Origin of the sequence: Aminobacter sp. P9b (assembly GCF_045345995.1) — a bacterium.
GTDB lineage: Bacteria > Pseudomonadota > Alphaproteobacteria > Rhizobiales > Rhizobiaceae > Aminobacter > Aminobacter niigataensis.
This window is the reverse complement of sequence record NZ_CP150082.1, coordinates 3,536,125-3,550,543: the sequence shown is the minus strand read 5'-3', so window position 1 is coordinate 3,550,543 and position 14,419 is coordinate 3,536,125. Positions and strand designations below refer to the sequence as shown.

The 14,419-nt window shown below is 64.4% G+C and carries 11 protein-coding genes and 1 pseudogene; 8 read left to right on the top strand and 4 right to left on the bottom strand.

All coding sequences use genetic code 11. The features are described from left to right. Positions 1-197 precede the first annotated feature (197 nt). On the bottom strand, positions 198-6,653 hold the full coding sequence (locus WHT83_RS17460; RefSeq protein WP_406871867.1) for a kinesin: 6,456 nt from the start codon (positions 6,651-6,653) through the stop codon (positions 198-200). 285 nt (positions 6,654-6,938) lie between these two features. On the opposite strand from WHT83_RS17460, the gene WHT83_RS17455 reads away from it, so the two are divergent. From WHT83_RS17455 to WHT83_RS17445, 3 genes and pseudogenes are all read left to right on the top strand, one after another. Beyond that, positions 6,939-7,307: an Hpt domain-containing protein gene (locus WHT83_RS17455; protein ID WP_406874003.1), complete on the top strand. Its 369-nt coding sequence runs from the start codon at positions 6,939-6,941 to the stop codon at positions 7,305-7,307. 100 nt (positions 7,308-7,407) lie between these two features. Then, entirely contained in the window at positions 7,408-7,728 is a 321-nt protein-coding gene (locus WHT83_RS17450; protein WP_108607948.1) for a 2Fe-2S iron-sulfur cluster-binding protein, read from the top strand. An 85-nt stretch (positions 7,729-7,813) separates the two neighbouring features. After that, a pseudogene (locus tag WHT83_RS17445) lies at positions 7,814-8,841 on the top strand (NAD(P)/FAD-dependent oxidoreductase). Positions 8,842-8,856: 15 nt separating this feature from the next. Here WHT83_RS17445 and WHT83_RS17440 read toward each other — a convergent pair. Beyond that, positions 8,857-9,471: a DUF922 domain-containing Zn-dependent protease gene (locus WHT83_RS17440; RefSeq protein WP_108607950.1), complete on the bottom strand. Its 615-nt coding sequence runs from the start codon at positions 9,469-9,471 to the stop codon at positions 8,857-8,859. 149 nt (positions 9,472-9,620) lie between these two features. Here WHT83_RS17440 and folP point away from each other — a divergent pair, with 149 nt between their 5' ends. From folP to folK, 3 genes are read left to right on the top strand one after another with little or no spacing between them, the layout of a single operon-like run. Beyond that, on the top strand, positions 9,621-10,469 hold the full coding sequence (gene folP / locus WHT83_RS17435; protein ID WP_406871866.1) for a dihydropteroate synthase: 849 nt from the start codon (positions 9,621-9,623) through the stop codon (positions 10,467-10,469). A 5-nt stretch (positions 10,470-10,474) separates the two neighbouring features. Continuing rightward, a complete protein-coding gene (gene folB / locus WHT83_RS17430; protein ID WP_108607951.1) occupies positions 10,475-10,834 on the top strand; it encodes a dihydroneopterin aldolase in 360 nt (119 codons plus the stop codon). After that, positions 10,818-11,342, top strand: a complete 525-nt coding sequence (gene folK / locus WHT83_RS17425; RefSeq protein ID WP_108607952.1) for a 2-amino-4-hydroxy-6-hydroxymethyldihydropteridine diphosphokinase — start codon at positions 10,818-10,820, stop codon at positions 11,340-11,342. The genes folB and folK overlap by 17 nt, the downstream gene beginning before the upstream one ends. A gap of 9 nt (positions 11,343-11,351) precedes the next feature. Here folK and WHT83_RS17420 read toward each other — a convergent pair whose 3' ends face one another. Further along, entirely contained in the window at positions 11,352-12,005 is a 654-nt protein-coding gene (locus tag WHT83_RS17420; protein ID WP_108607953.1) for a hypothetical protein, read from the bottom strand. Continuing rightward, on the bottom strand, positions 12,002-12,301 hold the full coding sequence (locus WHT83_RS17415) for a DUF3572 domain-containing protein (protein ID WP_406871865.1): 300 nt from the start codon (positions 12,299-12,301) through the stop codon (positions 12,002-12,004). Before WHT83_RS17415 ends, WHT83_RS17420 begins: the two co-directional genes overlap by 4 nt. A 214-nt stretch (positions 12,302-12,515) precedes the next feature. On the opposite strand from WHT83_RS17415, the gene WHT83_RS17410 reads away from it, so the two are divergent. Together WHT83_RS17410 and WHT83_RS17405 are read left to right on the top strand one after the other, a co-directional pair. Then, positions 12,516-12,887, top strand: coding sequence for a response regulator (locus WHT83_RS17410; RefSeq protein WP_108607955.1), 372 nt, complete (start codon positions 12,516-12,518; stop codon positions 12,885-12,887). Positions 12,888-12,918: 31 nt separating this feature from the next. Beyond that, on the top strand, positions 12,919-14,292 hold the full coding sequence (locus WHT83_RS17405) for a PleD family two-component system response regulator (protein ID WP_406871864.1): 1,374 nt from the start codon (positions 12,919-12,921) through the stop codon (positions 14,290-14,292). Positions 14,293-14,419 lie beyond the last annotated feature (127 nt).

Here is a 14,419-nt window from a genome sequence, read left to right as displayed (position 1 = left end):
TGGCTGACGCGATTCCGTTCGCCGACTTTCGCAACGTCAGACGGCTTGTCCAGTCGCTCGCTTGCGCTTCAACCGCCGTGCGATCGGTGGAAGCGCGGCGCATTGCCCGCATCAATCTCTGCAAGTCTTCAGGCCCAGACAGCAAAAAGGGCAGCAGGTGCGTACCTGCTGCCCTTTTGCGTCTTAGCGCTTCTGCCTTACTTCAGGCGGCCCGCGGCGTGGGCCAGCATCGTGTAGACCTTGCCGGTATCCGAGGTCAGGTAGGTCTTGGTCATGATGCTGTCGCGGTCGCTGCGCGAGACATCCTTGAGCAGCTTCTCGAAGTCGTCGCAGTAGCGGTCGACGGCCGTGCGGAACTCACCGTCTGACTGATACTTGCGGCGGATTTCGTCGAAGGTCTGCTGGCCCTTCAGCGTGTAGAGCCGGCGGGTGAAGACGTCGCGTTCGCCGCGGCGATAGCGATCCCAGAGCTCGATCGAGGCCTCGTGGTCGATGGCGCGGGCGATGTCGACCGACAGCGAGTTGAGCGATTCCACCACATGCATCGGCGAACGCTGTGCAGGCACGGCGCGCGGTTCGGGCTGGGCTGCCGTGCGGGCAGGCTGCTCCTCACGCGAGGCACCGGTCAACAGGTCGCGCACCCATCCACCCTGCTGGCCACGGCCGGCAGGCTCGCGAACCGGTGGCTGCGGCTGGGCAGCCGGACGCTCGATGTCGAGCGTGCCGCGCAGGCCGGTGTTACCGGCCAGCGGTGCCGGCGGCTCGCGACGTTCGGGCTGAGGGGCCGGGCGGCGAGGCTGCTGCGCCGGCTGCGTGTTGCGTAGGGTGGCGTCGGAAACGTCCACGCCGCGGCCGGACTTGGCGACGATCGCCGACAGTTCCTTGAGCGCGTTGATCTGCTCGGACACGGCACGACGGATGGCCGTGGTCGATTCCCTGGCCTCTTCCGGCATGTCGAGCACGCCCTTTTTGAGCTCGGCGCGGGTGCTTTCGAGCTCGGTCTTGATGGAGCCGGCGGTACGGCGCATGTCCTCGGTGGCGTCGGCGAAGCGCTTGGTGGCGGTTTCGACGACATCGGAGATGGCGGCGCGGATCTTTTCTGCCGATTCCATGGTCTTGCCTTCGGCACTTTCCAGCGTCTGGCCGACGAGGCGCTCGAACGACTGCATAACGCGCTCGAGGTCTTCCGACTTCTTGACCAGCCCAACGGCAAGGTCTTCCAGCGACGACTGGCGCTCAAGCGTGTGCTCGAGGTTGCTCTGCGCCGAGGAAAGCAGGTTGGAAGCGCTCGACAGCAGGCGGCTGTGCTCATCGAACTTGGTGGCGATGGAGGCCACCTCGCGCAGCGTGCTGGACGACAGGTCGGTGAGGCGGTTGGTGTTCGAGTCCACCAGGCGCGCAGCGCTGGCAAAGGTCTGCGCCGCCTTCTCGGTGGTGGCCGAGAAGTTCGTCGTGCTGCCGGTGAGGCGATCGTCGACGGTGGCGAGGTTCTGCGCCGCGCGTTCGATCAATTCGCCGAGCTGCGAGCTCGAAGTCGTCATCCGGCCGATGAGATCGGCCACGCTGTCGGCAAGCGTCGAGCGTGCGCCCTCGACCGCGGACAGCGTCTCGGCGGTGCGGCTGGCGAGCGCGTCGACCAGGGTCGCGTTTTCGGTGCGCAGCTTTTCGGTCGCGCGGGCGGTTGCCTCCTCCATGGAGCGGTGCAGGTCGTTGCCGCTTTCGGCGAAGCGATCGACCAGCGGGCGCGCTGTCTCGTCGAGGATCTTGGCGATCTCGTTCGAGCGTTCAGCCAGCATGGCGTTGAGTTCGCGCGTGTTGGTGCCGATGGTGCGGGCGGCCTCGTTGGTGCTCTGGCCGATATGCTGGCCAACGGCGGTGAAGGTCTCGGCGATCACATTGGCGCGGGCGACGAGTTGCGCTTCAGCCTGGGCAACCTGCTCGTTGAGCTTCTGGCCCATCGATTCCGCGCCATAGGCGAGGCGGTTCTCGGCGCTCGATAGGTGCTCGCCGATGCGGGTCGCCACACCTTCGGCGCCAGCAGCCAGGCGCTCGTCGACATTGGCCAGCGTTTCTTCGATAGCGCGGGCGCGGGCATCGAGGTCGGCCGCCGTGCGCTGGGCACGGGCAACGACGCGCTGCTCGGTTTCGGTGAAGGCGCTGGCGATCAATGCTGCATGCTCGCCAATGCCTGAGGTGCTCTCTGTGACCCGGGCGGCAAGCTGCTGGCCGGCTTCGTCGAAGGCCTGGCCGATTTCCGAGGCGCGGCCGAGCAGCGACTGCGACGTGAGGTCGACGCGGGCGGCGATCCTGCCGTCGGCTTCCTCGAAGGCGCGGCTGATTTCGGCAGCACGGCCAAGCAGCGATTCCGCCGTCTGGTCGACGCGTGCCGCGATCCGGCTGTCGGCGTCCTCGAAGGCGCGGCCGATTTCAGCGGCACGGCCAGATAGGGTGTCAGCCGTCTGCGCGGCGCGCGCCGCAAGACGTTCGTCAGCTTCCTCGAAGTTGCGGACGATTTCGCCAGCACGGCTGCCGAGCGTGGCCGAACTGTCGGCGACGCGGGCGGCAATGCGCTCGTCGGCGGCGTCGAAGATGCGGCTGAGTTCGCCGGCACGGTCGCCGAGCGAGTCCGCGCCTTCGGCAATGCGCGTTGCGAGCTTCTCGTCGGCAGTGTCGAAGATGCGGCCAAGTTCGGCAGCACGGGCTGCCAGCGCGTCGGCCGATTCGCCGATGCGCAGGCCGAGCCGTTCGTCGGCTGTGTCGAAGTTGCGCAGGATGTCGCCGGCACGGGCCGACAGCGATTCCGCGGTCTCGATGGCACGGGCAATGAGCGAGCGATCGGCTGCGTCGAAGGTCTGGGCGATCTCGCCAGCCTTGGCCGACAGTGTGTCGGCTGTTTCTTCGGCGCGGGCCAGCAACGAACTCGAAGTCTCGTGGGCCCTGGCGGCGAGACGGCCGTCGGCGTCCTCGAACGCACGGGCAATGTCTTCGGCCCGGGCGAGCAGGGCACTCGACGTCTGTTCGGCACGCTCGGCGATGACACGGTCGGCATCGCTGAAGGCCTGGCCGGCCTGCTCGTGCAGAGCGGCTGTGACTTCCATGACCTTGTCGCGCAGGGCGCCGGCGACAAAGACGGCACTCTTTTCGAGCACGCCGCGGACATTGTCGACGCCGAGCGACAGCGCGCGCTCCATGGTGCCGGTACGCTCTTCGATGACGCCGGTCTGGCGGCGGAAGGCGTCTTCGATCTTTTCGATATCGCCGGCGATCGCGTCGGAGATGTCGACACGGCGGGCGGCGATCTGGTCGATGTGGCCGGAAATGGCGAGGTCGATCTCGCGGCGGGCGTCGCCCAGCTTGCCGAGATCCGCATCCAGCGCGCGGGCAAAGGTGTCGCGGCCTTCGGCGAGCTTGCCGACGTGACCGACCACCATGCCGTCGATGTTGGTACGGCTGTCGTTCAGCAGGGCGAGGTCAGCTTCGAGCGCCCTGGTCAGGGCGTCGCGCCCGGCGGCCAGCTTGTCGACCTGGCCGGCAACGATGCCGTCGATGTTGGCGCGGCTTTCGTTGAGCATGGCGAGGTCGGCCTCCAGCGCCTTGGTCAGCGCATCGCGGCCGGCGGCCAGCTTGTCGACCTGGCCGAGCATCATGCCGTCGATCTTGGAGAGGTCAGCTTCCAGTGCGCGGCGGAGGATGTCGCGGCCTTCGGCCAGCTTCTCGACCTGGCCGGCAACGAGCCCGTCGATGCCCGAGCGGCTTTCCGCCAGCTTGGCGAGGTCGTCCTCGAGCGCCCTGGACAGGGTGCCACGTTCTGCGACCAGGCGCTCGGCATGGCTCGACACCAGGCCCTTGACGCCGTCGAGGTCGGCTTCGAGCGAACGGGCGAGCATCGCGCGGTCTTCTGCAAGCTTCTCCGACTGGGAGGCGACGGTGCTGCGGATGGTGTTCAGGTCCGATTCGAGCGCGCGCTTGAGGATGTCGCGGCCTTCAGCGAGCTTCTCGACCTGGCCTGCGACCAGCCCGTCGATGCCCGAGCGGCTTTCAGCCAGCTTGGCAAGATCGTCTTCCAGTGCCTTGGACAGTGCGCCGCGTTCGGCGACGAGACGTTCGGCATGGCTGGAGACCAGGCCCTTGACGCTGTCGAGATCGGCCTCGAGCGAGCGAGACAGCAAGGAGCGGTCTTCGGCAAGCTTGTCCGACTGCGCAGCGATGGTGCTGCGGATCGCGTTGAGGTCGGTTTCGAGCGCACGCTTGAGGATGTCGCGGCCTTCGGCGAGCTTCTCCACCTGGCCGGCGACCAGACCGTCGATGCCGGCGCGGCTGTCGGCCAGCTTGGCGAGGTCGGATTCCAGCGTCTTCGAGAGCACGGCGCGTTCTTCGGCCAGCTTGCCGGCATGGCCTTCAATCAGGCCGTGGATGTTCGAGATGTCGGACTCGAGGCTGCGCGACAGTTCGGCGCGGTCGATCGCGATCTTCGACGCATGTCCGTCGACAAGCGCCTTGATGCCGTCGAGATCGGTTTCGAGTGCCTTGGCCAGGATGGCGCGGCCTTCGGCGATCTTCTCGACCTGACCGGCGACCAGTCCGTCGATGCTGCTGCGGCTGTCGGAGAGCTTGTTAAGGTCGGCTTCAAGTGCGCGCGTCAGGATACCGCGGCCTTCGGCCAGCTTGCCGACATGACCGGCAACCATTTCGTCAATGTTCGTACGGGCTTGGACAAGTCTCTCAGAGTCTTCCACCAGCGCCTGGGCGAGCTGTTCGCGGCCCTGGGCGAGCTGGCGGAACTGGCCGGTGAGGGTTTCGTCGATTGCCTGGCGCGACTGGTCCAGCTTGCGCATGTCGTCGTCGAGGGCCCGGGTGATCAGGCTGCGGCCTTCGGCGAGCTTCTGCACCTGGAAGCCGACGGCGGCCTCGATGCTGGCGCGGCCTTCGGCGAATTTGCTGAGGTCGTCCTTGAGGGCGGCTGCCATGCGGTCGCGGGCGTCGGAGAGCTTGCGGGTATGGTCTTCGACCGCCTGCTCGATGCCGACGCGGGCGTCCGAAAGGCGCTGGATGTCGCCGTCGAAGGCACGAGACACCTGGTGACGGGCAGCCTCCATGCGGCCGGCGAAATCGGTCGCGCGGGCTTCGAGCATGGTCGAGGTCGAGGTGATGATATCGGCGAGGTCGGTGCCGATCTGGGTCTTGCCCTGGTCGATCATCGCCGACAGCGAATCGCGGCCCTCGACGAAGGTCGTGGCGATCTCGCGGGCACGTTCGACCAGCGTCTCGTTAATCTGGCGGGCGCGGGCTTCGAGCGCGGCGTTGAGCTTTGCCGTGCCGGTGTCGAGTGCTTCGGCGCGCGTCTGGAACTCACCGATGAGCGCCTGGCCGCGTTCGGCCAGAGTGCGTTCGATGCCATGCAGGCTCGCTTCGAACTCGGAATTGATCGTCTTGGCGGCGCCGCCAAGCAGCGAGACCATGCCCGAGGTGCGGTCGTCGAGCATGTCGGTCAGCGACCGGGTAACCTCGTCGGTGCTCTGGGTCAGCTTGGCGATGCGCGTGTCGAGCAGGCTGGCGAATGCCTCGCCCGAGGTGGACAGGCGGTCGCTGATCGAATCCATGCGGTTGTCGATCGCTTCGAACAGGCCCATGCCGCCTTCGTTGATGCGGTCGATCAGCGTGTCGCCGGAATTGGTGATCGTCATCGACAGCTTGGTCGATGCGTTGAGGATGCTGTCGCGGATGATGTCGCTTGCCGAGCCGAGCTCGTCGCGCAGCGTCTCATGCGCTCCGGCAATGGAGGCACGGACGCGTTCGGCGTGCGACACCACGGCTTCGCGCTCGCTGCCGAGACCATCGACCAGCGAACGGATGCGGGCGGAGTTTTCCGAATAGGAGCGCTCGATCTGGTTGACTTCGGTGTGAACGAGCGTTTCGAGCTCGACGGCACGGGCCAGAGTGCGCTCGATGCCTTCGCCCATGGCGGCCACTTCGCGGCGCACGGCCTGGCCGACCATCATGACGCGATCCTGTGCCATGTTTTCGGGTTCGGCGAGGCGGAAGGCCACTTCGGTCATCGATTGGGCTGCAATGCGCATTTCCTGGGCGCGGCGGATCATCGCGGCAAAGGCCCAGAACAGGGCGATAGGCACAATGGTGGCGACCAGCAGCATCAGCAGGCCTGGACGCGCGAAGGCGTCGTCGATCGAGCGGATGGTCCAGATGCTGGGGCTGACGACCCGATCGGCGAGGGCTACGGCGCCGGCGACCCAGGCGACCGAGACAAGGCCGACCATCCAGTAGATGGTGCTGGATGCACGGCGGTTGAGGCTGTGAAGTAGCGACTTGTAGTCTTTCTGGCGATCGTCATTGGCCGGCTTGAAGCCTTCGGGCTGCAGCGGGCGGGTTTCGACAGGGCGCAACTGGGTCGGCGGCTCGGCCGCGGCACGTGCCGCCGGCGCAGGTTCCGGCTTTGGCGCTGCCGGCTTCTTGTTGCCGCTTTCACGCGCCAGTTCCTCGGCCGCTTTGGAAATCTGTGCTTCAAGATCGTCCATCGATGCGGCCATGTCGAGGCCGCCGTCATCGGCGCTGCTCAAGTCCAGATCGAGCGCCTGCTCGAGCTCCTTGGCTACGTCGAGATCGAGGTTTTTGGTCGGAGTGGATTTCTTCGCCATGCCTTCGCTACCCTGTACTAAAGACGCGGAATCTCTGGACTTTTTGTCCTATTTTTGACCGCATCCGAGGCTCAATATGGACCGCCCGTATCGTAGTGACACAATCGGGTAAAGAAAACATGCATTCGCCCCGATACGTAAAAGTTTAAATATAAGGTTAACACTGGAGTGATTATTGGCCGCTGCGCCATGGGTTTGCTGGGGTTGCCGGGTTAACGGGTTATCCACATGGTCGCCCTAGGTTACCAACCCATGGGCGAGTGGCGAGGCAGGGGTTGAATGGTAATGCGCGAAACCGGTTCGGTGGCCTTCGGCATGCCGGGGGGCGAATCTTCTGGCGCCTCACATGGCCGTCCCATCGACCTCGAACACCTGTCGCGCCAGACCATCGGCGACCGCGACGTCGAGCGCGAAGTGCTCGACATGTTCGTCCATCAGGCGCTTTCCGTTCGCGATTCTATGTCCTCGGCTGACCTGGCCGAGCGCCTTAGGCTGTCCCATGCCCTCAAGGGGGCGGCGCGTGGCGTCGGTGCGTTTCCAATCGCCGATTGCGTCGCCGAGCTGGAGGCGCGTCCGGACGATGCCAGGCTGGTCAAGCGCCTTGCCGGACTGATCGACGAAGTGCGCGACTTCATCGCCGCGATCAGCCGCTAGGGCTCCCATCTCGATCCCGACACGATGCGGCGCGTTCGCGCCGCAGTTGACTTGCTCGGTGGAGTGATTATCTGCCGGGTGATCTTTCTTAGGAACGAGCATGACCAAGCTTACCTACATCGCCCATGACGGCACGCGTTTCGAAGTCGAAGCCGAAAACGGCTCGACGGTGATGGAAAATGCCATCCGCAATGCGGTTCCCGGCATCGAGGCCGAATGTGGCGGCGCCTGCGCCTGCGCGACCTGCCATGTCTATGTCGATGATGCTTGGACGGCGATCGTCGGCGAGCCCGAGGCAATGGAAGAAGACATGCTCGACTTCGCCTACGAAGTGCAGCCGAATTCGCGCCTGTCGTGCCAGATCAAGGTCAGGGACGAACTCGACGGCCTGGTCGTCACCGTTCCCGAGCGCCAGGGCTAAGCCTCCCGATCCGTGCCTCGCTTGGCATGGCACTCCATCTCATGCACATTCCTTATATGTGCATGTGTGAGCGGCGAGGGCGGCTTTGAGCGACATTACCCATACCGACGTCCTGATCATCGGTGCCGGTCCCATCGGGCTGTTCGCCGTGTTCGAGCTCGGCCTGTTCGACATGCGCTGCCACCTGATCGACATCCTTGACAGGCCGGGCGGACAATGCGCCGAGCTTTATCCGGAAAAGCCGATCTACGATATTCCGGGCTATCCCGTCGTCGGAGCGCAGGAGCTGGTCGACAAGCTGCTGCAGCAGATTGCGCCGTTCAAGCCGGGCTTCACCTTCAACCGCATGGTGACGGCACTGCAGCGCCTGGAGGGCGGTGGCTTTCGCGTCACCACCGACGAGGATGAGGTTTTCGAGGCCAAGGTGGTGGTGATTGCTGCGGGTGGCGGTTCGTTCCAGCCCAAGCGGCCGCCGATCCCCGGCATCGAAGCCTATGAAGGATCAAGCGTCAGCTATTCGGTCCGGCGCATGGAAGAGTTCCGCGGCCACGACGTCGTCGTGGTCGGCGGCGGGATTCGGCACTCGACTGGAGCCTCAATCTCCAGCCCATCGCAAAACGGGTCACCCTGGTCCACCGCCGGCCGGAATTCCGTGCGGCGCCGGACAATGTCAATAAGATGCATGCGCTCCAGGAAGCAGGCGCGCTCGATCTGGTGATCGGCCAGGTCTCGGCGCTTTCGGGCGAAGGCGGTAAGCTCAGTTCGATCACCGTCAAGGGGCCGGAAAGCGAAGTCGTCGTTCCCTGCACGCGTCTGTTGCCGTTCTTCGGCCTTACGATGAAGCTCGGGCCGGTGGCCGAATGGGGCCTTCATCTCCACGAAAACCAGATCCCGGTCGATACCGAAAAATTCGAGACCTCGGAGCCGGGTATCTTCGCCATCGGCGATATCAACTGGTACCCCGGCAAGCTGAAGCTGATCCTGTCGGGCTTCCATGAGGCGGCGCTGATGGCCCAGGCGGCCAAGCACGTCATCAGCCCCAAGGAGCGGATCGTGTTCCAGTACACGACCTCGTCGACGAGCCTGCACAAGAAACTTGGCGTGCCGGACTAACCCGAGGCCCGCCGCTCAGCCCTTGATCTTGCCGGCGTCGATGCGCTCCAGGCGATAGCGCAGCAGCCTGATGATCCGGCTCTCGAAATTGATACCCTCGATGCGATCGAACTCTTCCTGCGCACGGTCATGGGCGCCGAGGATGCGATCGCTGGTGGCCTTGGCCTTGGCAGCGGCGAGCTCGCACGTCTTCTGCTTGCCGACCGCCTTCAGCGCCTGTTCCAGCTCACGGGCGTGGTTCTTGGCGATCACGACATGGCTTTCTTCGTGCCGCTTGATGTCGGAGGAAAGCGTATTCCAGATCAGCTTGACGTCCTGGGCCGTCTTGCCGTTCTGTCGCCAGCGCGGCAGGATCACCTTGGCCTTGACGCTGACCTGGGCCGAGACGATGGCGCAGCCGCCCTTGACCTCGGCGTAACCGATGCGGCTGGTGAACTCCATTTGCGTTGCACCGGGGTGCCTGCCGCCGGTGCTCTTGACCTCGGGGCCGCGCGTCATCAGCTGCTGTTCGATTTCGTCGAGCGTTTTGCCGGTGATGGTAAAATAGCTGTAGGATTTCGACACGGTTGCCGCCTGAACGGGTAGGCAAATGCCTCCAGCGAGCAGGGCGGCGAGGAAGAGTTGCTTCATTAGTTGCCTCTTGGCCTACCTTGCGTTAGGGGCGTTGGCGGCGCAATGGAAATCGGTGCCGCAAGAAGTGGCCGCACGGCGAGTTGATGCTGCAAGCGTTGATATTTCGTGACGCGGTCTGTGCTCTGGAGTTCTTTTGTGGCGACGGCATGACCGGTAAACGATGGCAACTGGCGCATGGACGCTATGTCGATCTTGGCGACAGGGCGCTTGTCATGGGCATCCTCAACGTCACGCCTGACAGTTTTTCCGATGGCGGCGCCTTCGATGCACCCGCGCGGGCGATCGAACAGGCCAGGCGCATGGTGGCGGAAGGCGCCGTCATCGTCGATGTCGGCGGTGAATCGACGCGGCCAGGGGCTGCGCCGGTTTCGGCCGCCGAGGAACAGGACCGTGTCCTTCCCGTCATTTCCCAGCTTGCCAGTTCAGGCGACGTGTTGATTTCGGTCGATACCTATCGCGAGGAGACGGCGCGCCTTGCCGTGGCCGCCGGCGCTCATGTCGTCAACGACGTATGGGGCGTGCAGCGCGAGCCCGGCATCGCAAGGGTCGCCGCCGAGACCGGGGCAGGGCTCGTCATCATGCATACAGGCCGCGACCGCGCCAAGCTGGCCGACGTGATCGACGATCAGTTTGCCTTCTTGCGCCGCTCGCTGGAGATCGCGCGCGAGGCCGGCGTGCGCGACGAGCAGATCATGCTCGATCCGGGCTTCGGCTTTGCAAAGGACGAAAACGAGAATCTCGAGCTGATGGCGCGCTTTTCGGAGCTTTGCGAGCTTGGATATCCGCTGCTTGCCGGCACGTCGCGCAAGCGTTTCGTCGGCCATGTAACCGGACGCGAAGCTGCCGACCGCGATGCGGGAACGGCGGCGACAAGCGTCATTCTCCGCATGAAGGGCGCGCAGATCTTCCGCGTCCACAATGTCGCAATCAACGTGGACGCACTGGCATTCGCGGATGCTATGCTGGCGCGCCAGACCAACCTGCCGGGACACTGACCTCGATGTACCTCATCCGAATGAAAAACTGCGCCTTCTTTGCCCGGCACGGCCTGTTCGACGAAGAAGAGACCCTTGGCCAGCGCTTCTATGTCGATGCCGAGCTGACGGTCGATCCCTCGCTTCCGTTGGAGGACGATTCGATGGAGAGCACCGTCGACTACGGCGTTGCCTTCCAGGTCATCGAAGCGATCATCACCGGCGAACGGCGTTTCCTCATCGAAGCGCTGGCGCAGGAATGCGGCAGGGCCTTGGCTGAGCGTTTCCCGCAGATCAAGAAGGCGGAGATCACCGTTCGCAAGCCGAATGCGCCGGTGCCTGGTGTCCTGGATTATGTAGAGGTGACCGTTGTCTGGCCAGGCTGAGGAGCGGGCGTTTCTCAGTCTCGGCGGCAACCTTGGCGATCCGGCGAAATCTATGGCCGCGGCGCTGCACATGCTGGATGCCAGCGGCCAGACGCGCGTGGTGACGGTTTCGTCGCTGCACCGCACGCCGCCCTGGGGCAAGGTCGACCAACCCGATTTTCTCAACGTCACCGCCGAGGTTGCGACTTCGCTGTCGCCGCTCGACCTCCTGGAGCTTTGCCTGGAGGTGGAGCGCAGGCTCAAGCGGGTGCGCGTCGAGCGCTGGGGCCCACGGCTGATCGACATCGACGTGCTTTTGCACGGAGAAAGCAATGTCAGCGACGTCGGGTTGGAAATTCCGCATCCGCGCATGCTCGACCGGGCTTTCGTCATGGTGCCGCTGGCGGAAATCGCGCCGGAACTCGTTCTGGCGGGCAAGTCGTCGGCCGAATGGGCGACAGCACTCGACAGCGCCGGCATCGAAAGGCTCGATTCAGGGCGCGACTGGTGGCGCAATCTGGAGGATTAGCCTGAAAGGCTAGAGGCCCAGGGCCGCGGCGATCTTCGGCGCGGCCTCGGCCCAGTCATCCGCCACCACGATGCCGTCCGGCATGGGCGGCATCAGCAAGCGCATTTCGCGGTAGGACATCAGGTTGAACAGATACGCGTCGGAGACGGAGTCGCGTACCGAAACCAGATTGTAGGGAATGTCGTCGACGAAGGCGACCGGGCGGGCGCTTTCGCCTCTCAGTTGCCTGAGGGCCGGTCCCTTTGCCGCTTCCGTGGTCAGCAGTGGGTAGGGAAAGCCGAGCGCGTCGAGATGCAGCCGCCTGACGTCGCGATGCCGGTGCGGCATGGCCGTCAGCATGACCACTTCGGCTCCGCCGGCGAGGTTTGCCACGGCGTCCGCCGCCCCTTGTGCCGCGGTCTGCCATTCGCGCTGCGCAAAGAAGAAACCGTCGAGCAGCCCTGATACCGCAGTCTGGTCCAGCGGGGTTTGCGTCTTCCGGTCGACGATGTTGCCAGTCAGCCTGAACGACTTGGCCAGGAACACCAGCCCCTGCGCGTCGAGGAAGCGCATGAAGGGCACCATGAATTCCAGCAGCACCTCGTCGACGTCGAGCACCAGCAGCGGGCGGGTGTCGCGGGCAAGCTCCGCGATCTGGCGCGCGGTCTCCGGGTCTTCGCTCATGACGAACGTTCGTGGTCGTCATTGCCCAATGGCAGGGCGCGGGCGGCGATGCCGACTTCTCCCGGCGCTATGCCTGCTTCTTGCGAAAACCGCAGCAGTGTCGGCTCGTGGGCGAGGATGAAGTGCAGCACGCCTGCCAGGAATCCCGGCTCCTGGGCCGCGCGGCGAATTTGTTGCGCTTCGATGCCGGTAATTGCGAGAAAGCGCGGCAGAAGCTCCGGATCGGATGCGACGAAAGCCAGCGCCTGGACCGCCAGCGCCTCGGCGCTTTCCTGATTTTTCTGGCTCTTTTGCATCGACATTTCCGTTCGTTCCGGCTTGCCAAGGGAGTAGCTGCAAGCGCGCCTTGCGGCAACCGCTAAAGCGGTGGCGGCCGATCCGTGACTTGGCAGGGGTGTTTTACGTTTCGTAATGTTCTTGAGTTAAGGTTGGATTCGGGGTTGGTGTGCGCATCCGGCGCGCATGATGATTGCCGCCGACATCTGGTGTGCAATCGGGGCGGAAAATTCGATGGCTAAGAAGGTGATGATCGTCGAGGACAACGAGCTCAACATGAAGCTCTTTCGCGACCTCATCGAGGCGAGCGGATACGAGACCGTGCGCACGCGCAACGGCCTCGAAGCGCTTGATCTTGCCCGCAAGCACCGGCCGGACCTCATCCTGATGGACATCCAACTGCCTGAGGTCTCGGGCCTCGAAGTCACCAAATGGCTGAAGGAGGACGATGACCTCCACACGATCCCGGTCATTGCCGTTACCGCCTTTGCCATGAAGGGCGACGAGGAGCGGATCAGGCAGGGCGGCTGCGAAGCCTACATCTCCAAGCCGATCTCGGTGCCACGGTTCATCGAGACGATCAAATCCTACCTCGGTGATGCCTGATGCGCTCGCCGGGTCCGCACGAGGTACTGGCATGACCGCGCGCATCCTTGTCGTCGACGACATCCCGGCCAATGTGAAGCTGCTCGAAGTCAGGCTGCTCGCCGAATATTTCGAAGTACAGACCGCCTACAACGGGCCGGACGCCATCGCCGCCTGCGAGGACGGCAAGGTCGACGTCGTGCTGCTCGACATCATGATGCCTGGCATGGACGGATTCGAGGTCTGCCGCCGGCTGAAAGCCGATCCCGCGACCGCCCACATCCCCGTCGTCATGGTCACGGCCCTCGACCACGTCACCGATCGCGTGCGCGGGCTCGAGGTGGGAGCCGACGACTTCCTCACCAAGCCGGTCAACGACCTGCAACTGATCACGCGCGTGAAGAGCCTGGTTCGGCTCAAGGTCCTGACCGACGAGCTCAGGCTGCGCGCCTCGACCACGCACAGCATTGGCCTGGACGAGCTATTGTCGCGATCCGAGTTGCTGCAGGAAACGATGCCTAAGGTGCTGCTGATCGACGAGCAGACATCGTCGGCGGCCCATATCTGTGCGCTGCTGGACGGCGCTGCAGACGTGCAGATCGCCGCCGACCCGCAGTCGGGGCTCTTCAATGCCGCCGAAGGCAGCTATGAATGCGTCATCGTGTCGACCGGATTTTCCGAGTTCGATCCGTTGCGGTTGTGCTCGCAACTGCGATCGCTCGACCGCACGCGGTCGCTGCCGATCGTGCTTCTGGTCCGCAAGGAAGAGGACGACCGCATCATTCGCGGGCTCGAACTCGGCATCAACGATTATCTGGTGCGGCCGCTCGACCGTGAAGAGCTGATTGCACGGCTGCGCACGCAGGTGCGCCGCAAGCGCTACAATGACGAACTGAGGCAGAGCGTCAGCCAGACCATCGAGATGGCCGTGACGGACGGCCTGACGGGCCTGCACAACCGCCGCTACCTCGACAGCCACCTGCCGCGCCTGTTCGACCGCGCCGTCTCCCGGCACAGGCCGCTCTCGCTGATGATCACCGATCTCGACCGCTTCAAGCGGATCAACGACACGTTTGGTCATGATGGCGGCGACGAGGTGCTGCGCGAGTTTGCGCGGCGCGTGAAGAAGAGCGTTCGCGGCATTGACCTCGCTTGCCGATTCGGTGGCGAGGAGTTCGTCGTGGTGATGCCCGATACCGACGCGGCGCTGGCCGAGATGGTCGCCGAGCGCATTCGCGCGGAGGTCGCCCAGACGCCATTTGCAATCAGCGGAGCGGGCAAGGGCGTATCGGTTACGGTCAGCGTCGGCGTGTCGTCGCTGACTGCCAAAGGCGACACGGTTGCCGGCCTGATGAAGCGTGCAGACCTCGCGCTCTACGATGCCAAGACCCGTGGCCGCAACCGCGTGGTCGCGCGTGCGGCCTGACGCCGACAAGGGTCGGATAGTCAAGCGCGTTAAGCTCAATCGTTTACCTTAACCCAAGCGATTCGCGAGCCGTGGTTAAGAAAGTGTTGATTTTCAAGTAATCTTGCGCGACTGTGGAGTGGAGAAG

What these genes read in the sequence shown, in the direction of transcription:
- WHT83_RS17440 (WP_108607950.1), bottom strand. Translation starts at nt 9,471, where the DNA reads ATGAAGCAACTCTTCCTCGCCGCCCTGCTCGCTGGAGGCATTTGCCTA.
- folB (WP_108607951.1), top strand. Translation starts at nt 10,475, where the DNA reads ATGTACCTCATCCGAATGAAAAACTGCGCCTTCTTTGCCCGGCACGGC.
- WHT83_RS17450 (WP_108607948.1), top strand. Translation starts at nt 7,408, where the DNA reads ATGACCAAGCTTACCTACATCGCCCATGACGGCACGCGTTTCGAAGTC.
- folP (WP_406871866.1), top strand. Translation starts at nt 9,621, where the DNA reads ATGACCGGTAAACGATGGCAACTGGCGCATGGACGCTATGTCGATCTT.
- WHT83_RS17410 (WP_108607955.1), top strand. Translation starts at nt 12,516, where the DNA reads ATGGCTAAGAAGGTGATGATCGTCGAGGACAACGAGCTCAACATGAAG.
- WHT83_RS17415 (WP_406871865.1), bottom strand. Translation starts at nt 12,301, where the DNA reads ATGCAAAAGAGCCAGAAAAATCAGGAAAGCGCCGAGGCGCTGGCGGTC.
- WHT83_RS17460 (WP_406871867.1), bottom strand. Translation starts at nt 6,653, where the DNA reads ATGGCGAAGAAATCCACTCCGACCAAAAACCTCGATCTCGACGTAGCC.
- WHT83_RS17455 (WP_406874003.1), top strand. Translation starts at nt 6,939, where the DNA reads ATGCGCGAAACCGGTTCGGTGGCCTTCGGCATGCCGGGGGGCGAATCT.
- WHT83_RS17405 (WP_406871864.1), top strand. Translation starts at nt 12,919, where the DNA reads ATGACCGCGCGCATCCTTGTCGTCGACGACATCCCGGCCAATGTGAAG.
- WHT83_RS17420 (WP_108607953.1), bottom strand. Translation starts at nt 12,005, where the DNA reads ATGAGCGAAGACCCGGAGACCGCGCGCCAGATCGCGGAGCTTGCCCGC.